The organism is Providencia sp. PROV223 (assembly GCF_028479245.1).
GTDB classification, from domain to species: Bacteria; Pseudomonadota; Gammaproteobacteria; order Enterobacterales; family Enterobacteriaceae; genus Providencia; species Providencia rettgeri.
In genome coordinates this window covers 63,446-75,714 of the sequence record NZ_JAMPNG010000018.1, presented here as the reverse complement: position 1 = coordinate 75,714, position 12,269 = coordinate 63,446, and the positions used below count along the sequence as shown (strand labels likewise).

Genomic DNA, 12,269 nt, shown 5'->3' with positions numbered 1-12,269 from the left:
ATTAGTCTATTCCTATAACATTACTGCTAAAATTAAATACAATAAAATTGTAATTATAATAAAAATATTGTTATCCATGTAGTAAATTAAGGTGGATGTATGGCGAAGAGAAGAGTGCGAGCTCTGCAAGTCTCAGTAATATGCGGGTTGATGGCGTTACAATTTCCTGCATTTTCAAACGAAGAAAATACGCAGCAAAGTGTTTCTGAAGTTCAAACGATAGCTTCAGTTAAACCAACAGAAAGTTTAGCCAAAATAACACAGTCGCTTCCTGCGGATGTGAAACCCATTTTTTCTACGCAATTAGCAAAACTATATGCTGATAGGCAAATGCAGCTATTGTGGCAAGATGAAACAGCAATTAGCCAATTTCAACAGCAATTGGCAGAATTATCTCTTGCTGGCGTTCAGCCGCAATTCGGGGAATGGTTGGCGATATTGGAAAATAACCAATTAAATGAGTTGGGCCGTGACGCTATTTTGTCTGATGCCATGCTTGGCTATTTACAGTATTTATCTTCGATAGAAGCGAGTGGGCAGTATTGGTTATACACGAATCGGCCATATAAAATTATTGCGCCCACGACGGCTCAAATGAAACCATGGCTAGATGCAGTTGAGTCTAATAACCTAAGTAGTTGGGTAAAATCACAGGCGCCAAATCATCCAATGTATTTGCCAATGCGCAAGGAAATGTTGAAATTATTGGCGATGCCTGAAGATAATTTGGAAATTGTGGGAACGAAAACATTAAAGCCAGGGCAGTCTAGCGATGATGTGGTTATGTTACGTCAAATCTTACAACGTGAAGGGTTACTTGAAGGTGGAAGTGTAACCGAAGAAATTGAACCTCCTGAGACAATGGCTCAAGTCGCAGAACAGGCGGTTGAACAAACAGTCGAACCAACAGAAACACCAGCGAGCGCTGTGTCGAAAGTCTATGACCAAGAACTCGTCGAGGCTGTAAAAAAATTCCAATTACAATATGGTTTAGAAGCAGATGGTGTGGTTGGAAAAGGTACGCGTGTTTGGCTAAATATGCAGCCTAAGCAGAAAGCGGGTTTAATGGCACTTAATATTCAGCGCTTGCGTATTATTCCTGCAAGTAGTGGTACCGGAATTTTAGTCAATATTCCTGGCTATTCTTTAGATTTCTATTTAAATGATGAAGTGATTTTAGATTCAAAAGTGATTGTTGGTCGTGCTGATCGCAAAACACCGATCATGAGTAGTGCACTAAATAACGTGGTTATTAATCCGCCTTGGAGCGTGCCAACCAGTATGGCTCGTAAAGATATCGCACCAAAAGGAAAGCAAGATCCAAGTTATTTTAGCCGTAAAGGGTATACAGTGTATTCAGGTTGGGGCTCCGATTCGTACGAAATTGATCCTTATGCGATAGATTGGGAAAATATCACCCCAGCGAATTTCCCATATCGCATTCGACAAGCCCCTGGCCCTACCAATTCATTAGGGCGCTACAAGTTTAATATGCCGAGTTCAGATGCGATTTATTTACACGATACACCAAACCATAGTTTATTTAATCGTAATGCACGTGCAATAAGCTCTGGATGTGTGCGAGTGAATAAAGCAAGCGAATTAGCCAGTATTTTGTTAGGTGATGCTGGTTGGGAACAAAAACGAATTGATGGTGCATTGAAAGAAGGCGCAACACGGTATGTGAATATACCCGATAGGATCCCAGTTTTTCTGTACTATCAAACTGCTTGGGTAGACAAAGACCAGCAACCACAATATCGAGCCGATATTTATCAGTATGATAATTCGATTAATAATGCAGATAAATATTTGCCAATATTGAAAAAGATTTTACACTAATTGTTTATTTAAAAGGGGAGTTTTTCTCCCCTTAGATATTTAAATTAACTGTCTGAATATTCTTTGCTGTACATTTCCATTCAGCAAAATTCCACTAAAATCCGTTTTTATCCTGTTTATTCTATTGTTTTATGGCTATTCAGCCATTACCATTTTATTCACCTTTGAAAAAGGCAGCATAATTTGTGTTTTAAATTGCATGTTTCGAGCGGTTTGAGTGATAAAACTCTCTTTTTGACGAAAATTGCAATAAAATTTCTGTGAAGTATGCATATCTTTACATTATTATACATTAAAGCTAGGCATGATTTGCTAGACTCAATAGGTTGCCAAAATTTTATCTATTAATACTGAATTTATTAGAGTCTGAGCTATCACCTATGGATATAATTGATCAATCCCGCAGAAAATGGTTAGGTATTGGGGCCGCAACGATTGGCCTTAGTTTATTACCAAGCCATGTATTTGCTGCAATAACGACCCCTCGACCACGTATTTTACGTTTTCAAAATATTAATACAGGCGAATCGTTAAAAACTGAATTTTTTGATGGGCGCCGCTACAATAAGTCTGAACTAGCACGTTTAAATCATTTTTTCCGTGACTATCGTTGTGACAAAGTGAAAACCATCGACCCCAAACTGTTTGATCAAATCTATTTATTACAAATGATGATGGGAACAAATAAACCTGTGCAGCTTATTTCTGGTTATCGTTCTCTAGAGACTAATAATAAATTACGCAGTAAAAGCTCTGGTGTGGCGAAAAAAAGCTACCACACACGCGGGCAGGCAATGGATTTCCATATTGAAGGTTTACAGTTGAGCAATATCCGTAAAGCCGCATTGAAAATGAAAGCGGGTGGCGTTGGTTATTATCCTCGAAGCAATTTTATACATATCGATACAGGACCAGCAAGAACGTGGTAATCTGTGCATAGGTGACATAGATTACGGAGTAATTGCTCGATGAAATATACTATTATCCCAGTAACACCGTTTATGCAAAACTGCCAAGTTATTTGGGATGAAAATACGTTAGATGCAGTTGTTGTTGATCCCGGAGGAGAAGCGGAAAAATTAATTTCTACTATTGAAAACCTTGGGTTGAAGTTAACTAAAATTCTGTTAACTCATGGCCATTCTGATCATATCGGTGCATCAGCTATCCTCTCTAAGCACTTTTCAGTGCCTATTTATGGCCCACAAAAAGAAGACGCTTTTTGGATTGAAAACCTTGCAGAGCAAAATGCGATGTTTTACATTGGCGAATGCCCTGATTTTACGCCAGATTACTGGTTAGAAGAAGGGGATAAAGTAACTTGTGGCAATATCACATTTGACGTGTTGCATTGCCCCGGTCATACACCTGGCCATATTATTTTTGTGAATCACGCTGATAAATTAATTTCAATGGGTGATGTATTGTTTAAAGGGGGAGTCGGGCGAAGTGATTTCCCACGCGGTAACCATCAAGACTTAATTTCTTCTATTAAAAATAAAGTATTACCTCTTGGTGATGATTTTCAATTTATACCAGGTCACGGGCCGATGTCTAATCTCGGTTTTGAACGAAAAACAAACCCTTTCTTGCAAGATGAACAACCAGTTTGGTAATTAAAAACTATTCATATTATCCATTGATGCCTCATTATTGAGGCATTTTTATTTTTATGAGTGTAGTTAAATTTACTCCTAATTTTATATTACTTATGGAATGAAAGTATTGGTTTTGCTATTTTTCTATTTTAAATAATAATTATGGATAATTACTAGATGAAAGAAAATGACCAAACTATTAATTTCATGCAATATAATTTATATAATTATATTAATGCTCCTAAAAACAAAACATTTTTTATCAATATGATGACTGAGTATGGTATCAATCATAGTCAATCACCAGGTTATTGTTATGGGTTGACAAATGAGTTTTTAATCTATGAAATAAACAATAAAGGTGCTGATTACATTCAGCAATTGAATTATTTATATGATATTATTAATTTTGATAGCGAGGGTTTATCTGCAATAGATAAAGTAAAGTATGATGCTTTGAAAATGCACGCCCAAGTTTTATTGAATGACTATATTTATGGTTTTATTAAAATTCAGGGAATTCATAATAACACATTAAGGAATAAAACTTATTTTGATAGCCTAGCCTATGATGAAATTAATAATAGAGTTTTTCGTGATTATCTTAATGATATAATTGATAAAAATTTTAATAAAGCAGTAAATGAAAATAAAAAAGATAAAGTGTATTATCAGTATCTTTATGAATCTCAAAAAATAAAACTTAAAGAATATATCAATGCACTATATGTAGGAGAAGATTTCTTTAATACAAAGGAAGGAGAGATTATTAGTTCTGACCCTATATTTTTAAAATTAAAAGATAGATTTATTCGGGGTGGGGAGGTATTAGGAAATAAATACTCCGTCTCTGATGCAAAATTTTTTATTGATTCGATATCTGAAATTGTTAATAGAGATAATTATTTAAAGTTAGAATTAATAAATAAAAAACGAGGTGTTCAAGGAAATAATATACATCAGAATTATTCATTCAATACATTAAAGGGAACGACAGTCAAGAGGTTTAAGGACGTCGTTATTGGCCATACAGCTAAAAATAAAACACCACTCTATTATCAATTGATTTTAGGTAACCACGTAGTTGTTGTTAGCGCAAAGTATAACAATAAAAATAAATCATGGGAATATAAATTCTTTGACCCTAATTATGGTGTTGCGATGATTAACAAACAGGTTGATTTTTTTCTTATTTAGATAGTCATATTAAGAAAATTGCTAAAGAAAGCAAAATACCTATTTTTGAGAATGATTATAATATAGCTGTTAGTGAGTTTGTAAAAAATGGAAATAGTGGGATTGATTTTAAAAAAATAAATAATACCAGTTTAAAAATAACTGAAAATGTACTTTTAGCTGAGAGGGGAATCACTTATCAGAAGAAGGGGAGTAAGTGTAAAATAATATATAAAGAATTTAATCCGGAAAATTGTTTATTAAAAATTAAGGTTGTCACAGGGAGCACAGAGTTTATAGCATATACGGATATTTTAGACGGACAAGACCTTTATACACGGATAATTAATAATCCTGAAACTATAGCAAAAATTAAAAAAGATGTTTTTATCTCTCAAGATGGATATAAAATATATTCGATAAATAAAAATTTCGACATCAAGACCTTTGAAAATATCAATAAAAGCCATAATAACCAAAACATTGCAAGGGATTATATTCGTACCAACTTGCATTTAAAACCGTTATCCAGTAATGAACCTAAGGCTATTACAGGGATCCCAGAAAATCATCAACGAGCCATTACGCAAGTTGCTAATGACTATAATGTTATTATAGGTATGCGACCTATTGATTATAAATCGACAAGTTTAATCGCTTCTGGCTTATATGGCAGTAAAGGGCTCATGATTAAAGGTAAAAGTTCAGATTGGGGGCCTCATAGTGGCTTTATTCCTATTTTGCAGCAGTTTGCTAAAAAATCAGGCCGGGATGAGCAAGAAAAATATAATGGTTATATAACGCAGTCTATTGAGCAAGGGCATGCAAAGCCGGTAATACTTGAAGTAACTCATGAGCGTATGAATGAGCTACTTAAATATGGGGCTGTGACTTCATTGGTGGATATAGGCAGGGGGGACCATATAAGAAGAACAACTGCCAAAGTGGATAATGTACCACATAGTTTTATTCTGAATAATATAACACGAGGAGAAACTAAGTTATGGCAAGTCTTTTATCAGTCTGGTCATAAAACAGCTCCTTTCCTGGTAGTCGGTGACCCTAAAACAGGGAAAGCTATGACAGCAGATTATGATCTCTTTAGTGTTATCTATCCAGTTTCTGAGCTAGAGCATTACGTTAAAGTGTCAGAAATGCCTTCATGGCAAGAGTGGAAAGCGAGTGTTAACTATGATGAACTCACAAATGAACAGAAAAAGCTTTATCACAATGAAGCTGAATATAATAAAAGAGAGGGGAAAGATAATGGTATTACGAATGCAAAAATCAAGGAGATTAATCAAGAGTTAAATAAAAAATTAGAGCGCCCCATTGGATTAGAGTTAGTACATCATGGGGCTGATGATGCCAATCCTGGAAGTGTGATGAAAGATAACTTTCCGATTGCTTTTTTCTTACCGGATAAATTAAAAGGAAAAAATAAATTATCAGGAACACGTCAGTCGATAGGTACATATTTCCAAATGAATTCATCGGGTGCGGTTATTATTAATGATGTTGAAAGCCTTTCAAATTTTCAACAGTTATTAATCAATGAGGGATATCGTGCTCCTCTTAATGCTAACTGGCGTGAAGGGGAATATGCTGAATACTTTAATCCAAAAAGAAAAATATCGGATAGCTATATTAATGCAAGTAGAGAGATACAGCGTAAGAAAAGTATTCCTATCGCTGTGCGAAATTTTATTGAAGGTAAAGAAACTCAAAGTGGATACATTGATAATATTGAAAATAATTTCGGTAAACCGTTTGCCAAATTAGAGTGGCAGCCACACCACCAGCTAACTGTATTACTAGAAAAAATAGCGTTAAAAGAAATTTCTATTCAAGATATCAATAAGACAGATCACGCTTATTTATTGACGTATTTTTCAGATGGAAATGGAAATATAGATATTAAAAAATTAAAAATTGCAGTATCAGACCCGTTAGTTAACCGAAAACTAAATGAATATCTAAGTCAAAACGCTGAAACGAATATATTATCATTAGAGTTGCTCTTAGAACCCTCAATATCAAGTAGTTATAAACAACAAGCGAGTGATATTCAGACATTATTGATCGCGATAAAAAATGATTTATCAATATTAAATCACTTAAGTGAGCGTTCGCAGAATATATTAATGAAACTATTTCCTGCTGGGGATAGAATAGATAAAGGTAAAATTTTAGAGTTAGTGACTGATAATCATAAACTGATTTCATTTAACAATAGGTTAAATGAGTTTAGTGAACTATCTTCAGCTAATTTTATTGGGGAAAATGCACCATTCAAAAAATATTCTTTTACAGAAGCGTTTTATTTTTATGAACAGAGCCAAGCACAGCGATTGGCACAATTTAACCAACAATTAATGTATGGTAATAAGGTTGAGTTACTGAACCATGGGGTTATTCGTTCTGGCTCTCAAAACCGAGGTATGGATCAAACGTTGGGGGGGACATACGCGATTGAATTTTATTTAGCAGACGGTCATTTAGCACGAGACTTTATTGAACGTAAATCGCAAATAGAGCAAGCTATAGTGAAAAATACATCGACATCAGCAGAAAGATCACTGTTGAAAAAGATGGAACAGTATAGCCAATATATTAATATTGAAGTTCACAAAAATGGAATATCAATAGCGGATCAACCGATAGGAAATCTGTTTTCAGCAGTTACAGATACGAATAACGTAATAATATTCTTAAAGGGGAAATCGGTAACTTACACCGTCACTCATGTGCAACGTAATGGAGGTTATGAAATCAGCTTATTTGATCCTCAAGGGATTCAGTTAAGTGTAAAAAACAGATCTTCTCAGCAAGCTCAGCAGCAATTCCAACGGAAAATTAAGCATTATTTTAGTGAAAACCTCCAACTTTCTAATGGCGAATTTAGAGCAGACTTCCAGTTTATTGACTTGGATTCGACAGGTTTTAAAACCGTATTGTCTTCTATGCGTAACCAACGACAAACAATTATTGACCAAGCTGAATTTACACTACCAAAAAACCGCTGGGTCACGCTCAATGGTGAAAAAATTGCTTTTGCCAAATTACAACAACTTAGTGCAACTATTAAAGGAAAACCGATTTCTCTAGGCGACCTAAAATCCATTGATTTACATAATAAAATCCGTTTTTCTCCTGATAAACTAGCGATGTATTTCACACTGATGGAAGGTGGAAAAGAAGATCTCGCTTTCATTAAAGTGTTCCATGAGCAATTAAAATCAGCAGATATCCATCAGCTAGTCGAGCGCCAAGTTAATTTTGCTGAATCGGGGGTATTGAAAAGACAGTTTAAATATTTAGCGAATAATGTTGATGCTCAACAGGAGACTATAGCGCCTTCCACTTTAGCTAAGGTTCGTCAAGCAGGTCATAAGCTTCCTCAATTTCAGCGCATAGCCAATCGTGCTGGTCAACTAATGGGCGCAACCGGTGCTATCCAAAGCCTGATCAGCGCGTATGCAATTTTGGACAAATTAGATAACCCAGATCTTAGTGACGAAGAAATTAAAGAGCTAGAAAAACAGTTTTATTTACTTGCTGCGTCTGCTCTATTTAATTATGGCGATATGATAGTGCAACCAATGCTATTAAATATCGCATCAGGTAAGGGTGCGACTTCGTTAGTCCGCGCGAGGATCGCCACGGGGACGGTGGTGATTTTCAATTTGGTGGGGATGGGAATTGATATCTATCAAGCTTACGACAGCTTATCTAAACTGGACAGTGTAACAGACCCTAAACAGCGCCAAGACCTTATTGTGAATGCTTCTTTCTCTATTGCGAGTGCGGTGATCAATGGGGTCACCGTTATTGGTATCTTAGTGGGGTCTTCTACAATTCCAGTCGCTGGGCTAGTTATTGGTGGGATCTTACTGGTAGGAGGCTGGATTTATAGCGGCGTTCGTGCGGTTGAAAACATCAAACAAGTTATTGATATTGATTGGGATCGTGAATTAGAAGAAGGGATCCGCGGTGCTTTAGGCTTAGACCCAACCTTACGTAGCCAGCAAGAGATGAATATACAGCATTATATTAATGCGTTCAAAGAGCAAGATTGGCATATGGATCTAGCTTTATTTGAAAATAATATTCTACAGGCAGGATTTGCTCATCACCTCAGTATTATTGAAAAGCCGACTTATGAAAATGAGCCGAAATATTATTTAGTTGATAATTATGGTAATTATTTCTACGGTAAGCTGGGAAATCTATATATGGGGGCGGGGGATACTTCTGTGCGGTTTGTACGTAAAGGGGCTCCCACATTTACGGCTGATGAGATTGATTTTATTTTAAAAAATAAAATTGTCAGAACCACCGCGTGGTTTAAAAATTTAAAGGTTTTATATGAAAAAATGGGCTGGTCTATTCGCCATAATTTTCGCCTTCAATCAAAAGAGAAAGCGGTATTTGACCTTAAAAATATCGGAAGTATCGCCACTCACGAGCGTTACTCTTTAAATTCTGCTTATAAGAGCCCGTTATTTGAGGCATTTAAAGCACGACATCAAATTTTAGATAATGAATTATCATTACCCCTGCAATATCAGTTAATAAATTCTAACCCGGAACAAATTAGTTTTTATTCGAAAAAAACGGAGTTTGGCGTCTTAGGGCAACATATGCTCAGAGAAAACGAACGTGCTTTTAGTGAGCATATAGTGAATAACAGCCAGCGGACAGCGTTATATATTGAAAATACTAATAGCGAAGGAACCAGCTGGAATACAGCGAATGGTAATGATGTTGTCATTGGTAAAAAAGTACAGAAAAATGCCTTTCAGGTGTTATCAGGTGAGAAATATTTTGCGGGAGGAGATGAGAGCGATCTATTTTTTATCCGAGATAGCTGTTTAACCTCGTTAACATCGCGAGAAGATAACAAGCCGACTAAGTACCTTGACGGTCAAGGAGGGCAGGATATCGTCATTATTGATAACCTACCCGATGGCTACCGAGTGTCTGTAGACTTAAACGAAAATAGGCTGCATTACCAAAGAGGAGGGGATCATCCTTTTATTCCCGTTGCGCATTTGCAAAATATGGAAAATGTGATGGTCAGGGGGAATAGCAATGATCATTTACAGGGGAATGACACTGCAAACATACTGGATGGTGGACTAGGTAAGGATATCTTAGAGGGTAAAGAAGGGGATGATAAACTCATTTTAACGCAAGGAATTGCAGCTGGTGGTGATGGAAATGACAACTATCATATTCGCCGCTATGAGTGGCTTGAACATGTTGATGACTTGTACCTTACAGAGCGTTATTTCGACAGGAAAGAGAAAGCAGTTAAAACGCGAAAGTCTCTTAACCCTAGCTATACAGAAGGTAGCCATCAGTTTCAGGCAAAGGTGGTTATTAAAGAATCTAATTATTTACAAAGCAGAGTCACTTTAGAATATTTTCTAGATGAAATAAAGCATGTTCAAATAGACGGCAACAACTTGGTTTTAACACTCAAACAGCCAAAAAGTAGTATAGATGGACATTTTTTTCAACATGTGGAAAGTGAAGTCACCATTGTCCTCGAAAATGTGCAAGACGCGGCTTTGAAGGCACCACATCATGGATATCAGCTACAAACTCTTGATGGTTGGGTGATGACAACAGTGAAAGATGAAAAACATCCTAACCAGTATTTCAGCTTAACTTATGTACAAGAAAGTGATCAACTCCCCTCTACAAACGGAAAATCCGTCAAAATAGATGAATCTGCGGGGGTTATAACGATAAACCAATCTCGTCATTATAAAAAGCCTACATGGGGATGGTTTATTCCAATAGGCTATGCTGAGCAGTTAACCTACCGTGGAAACAGCGAAAATAATGTATTACCCCTGATAAAATTAGGTAGCCATATTGAAGTTAGCCATGGAATAGATACCTATCAAATTGTGCAAGGCAAAGAAGAGTATGGTGAGGTTGAGTTTGATTTCTCTAAAGTAAATGACAGTTTTACAGATAAAGACAGCCTGTGCCTATTGTTACCTACAGAGAATGGTTATTCACTCTATAAGGATGATGGGCAGCTATACAGCGTAGATAAATTTGGGCAAAAAAAATTGGCTATTAAATTTAGCAACGTAGGTAATAAGATCTCTAATGCTGTTTTAATCCAAGATAAGCATAGCAACTTATTTAAAGTCAATTTACAGGCAAACCGCTTATCACCAGTAAACCCAGTTAAAGAAAGCAGCACGAGCGACGATGAAATTATATTACCGATAGGGTATCTATCTGAAAAGAATGTCATTGATGGGCAAAGTGGTGACGACACTATTATCAATAAAGGATTAGAAAGCAATGTTCTGCTGGGGGGGGATGGCAATGACAATATTAAAGTCATCGGTGGAAATAATCTCTTATATGGTGGTACGGGAGATAACTCTATTAGTGGTGGGTCTGGGGATGATTTGCTGCTATCAAGTCAGGGAAACGATACGCTAATGGGAGGCGTAGGGGATGACCACTATATCATCGATGGTAACCAGCCGGGTAAGGTATATATTAAAGACCAGATTGGGAATAACCATATTCATTTAATCAATTTTAAACATCAGCCAACTGAAAAGAGTGATACAGAATACCAGTTTTATGAATCATCAGCTGGCAAGCTTGTCAAAATTAAGGTTTCTATCGATGATGATGAGGGTAAATTCAATATTCACCACTATGAGCGGCTGGATGAAAAATTTAGCTCCTCCACGAGCCACGGGATGGCCCCGCTCGTTAATTATCTCTCTGAAAAACTCCATAAAGCCAAACAGTCAGGGGAGTTTACCACTTGGAAACCCATTGATGAGCTTACAAGCACATTAAATGGAGTGGTAGCCAATGACGGAGCGAGACCTTTAAACCTAACATTGAAAGATGATGGGATTGTATTACAACAGGATTGCAAGAGAAATAATTGGCTTATTGATACCTTAGCCGGCAATGATAATGTCATGGATATGTCTCAACAAGGGCGTATTATTAAGGGGGGGAGTGGTAACGATAAGCTGATTACCCTAGGCGGTGAAAATGTACTGTATGGCGGGCAAGGTAATGATGTTCTACTGGCACAAGGGATGCATCAAGATGTACTAATCTCTTTAGATGGAAAAGACCAATTAGCGGGAACTCAAGGTGATGACCTCTATATTGTCAGCGGTCATGGAAAAGGTGATGTGAAGATCACGGATGTTGAGGGACGCAATCAAGTGGTTCTAATTGATTTTAATACTGAAGAAGTTAGTTATAAACAATTGTCTGCTAAGGTTGCAGAAACAACATATCGCTCAAAGAGTGGAAGGCAAGTGACGCTATCTCATAACAACCATGTTGGGTCAATGCATAGTGTCATGCAGGTGCGTCATTTCAATAATTACAAGGAATTATCGAAACAACATATAGAGCAAACCATTGATCGCTTGGTTCAGTTATTTGTTGAAGAGCGCATTGATTACGAACGAAATCTCGACCTTAGTATCACTAATGATAATTACCGGAAGAATTGGGGAGCGGTACAAATAACGGAGCGCTTCCTTAGCCATCTTAAATAGTTTTTTATAAAAAATGCCAGTCAGTAACGTAACTGACTGGCATGATATTAAAAACGCTGTTTTATCGTTTTCAATGCTTAAT

5 protein-coding genes are annotated in these 12,269 nt (G+C 36.5%); all 5 read left to right on the top strand.

The features are described from left to right. Positions 1-99: 99 nt before the first annotated feature. The 5 genes from ldtD (at position 100) to PR767_RS17415 (ending at position 12,187) form a co-directional block, all read left to right on the top strand. On the top strand, positions 100-1,842 hold the full coding sequence (ldtD, locus tag PR767_RS17435; RefSeq protein WP_272520684.1) for a L,D-transpeptidase: 1,743 nt from the start codon (positions 100-102) through the stop codon (positions 1,840-1,842). A gap of 380 nt (positions 1,843-2,222) precedes the next feature. Further along, positions 2,223-2,771: a YcbK family protein gene (locus PR767_RS17430; protein ID WP_272520683.1), complete on the top strand. Its 549-nt coding sequence runs from the start codon at positions 2,223-2,225 to the stop codon at positions 2,769-2,771. Positions 2,772-2,810: 39 nt separating this feature from the next. Next, entirely contained in the window at positions 2,811-3,458 is a 648-nt protein-coding gene (locus PR767_RS17425; protein ID WP_164528978.1) for an MBL fold metallo-hydrolase, read from the top strand. Positions 3,459-3,617: 159 nt separating this feature from the next. Beyond that, positions 3,618-4,637 (top strand): hypothetical protein, encoded by a 1,020-nt coding sequence (locus PR767_RS17420; protein WP_272520682.1) that lies wholly within the window; start codon positions 3,618-3,620, stop codon positions 4,635-4,637. 488 nt (positions 4,638-5,125) lie between these two features. Then, positions 5,126-12,187 (top strand): anthrax toxin-like adenylyl cyclase domain-containing protein, encoded by a 7,062-nt coding sequence (locus PR767_RS17415; protein ID WP_272520681.1) that lies wholly within the window; start codon positions 5,126-5,128, stop codon positions 12,185-12,187. Positions 12,188-12,269: the final 82 nt, after the last annotated feature.

Coding starts and splice junctions, on each gene's coding strand:
- PR767_RS17425 (WP_164528978.1), top strand. CDS start 2,811: ATGAAATATACTATTATCCCAGTAACACCGTTTATGCAAAACTGCCAA.
- PR767_RS17430 (WP_272520683.1), top strand. CDS start 2,223: ATGGATATAATTGATCAATCCCGCAGAAAATGGTTAGGTATTGGGGCC.
- ldtD (WP_272520684.1), top strand. CDS start 100: ATGGCGAAGAGAAGAGTGCGAGCTCTGCAAGTCTCAGTAATATGCGGG.
- PR767_RS17420 (WP_272520682.1), top strand. CDS start 3,618: ATGAAAGAAAATGACCAAACTATTAATTTCATGCAATATAATTTATAT.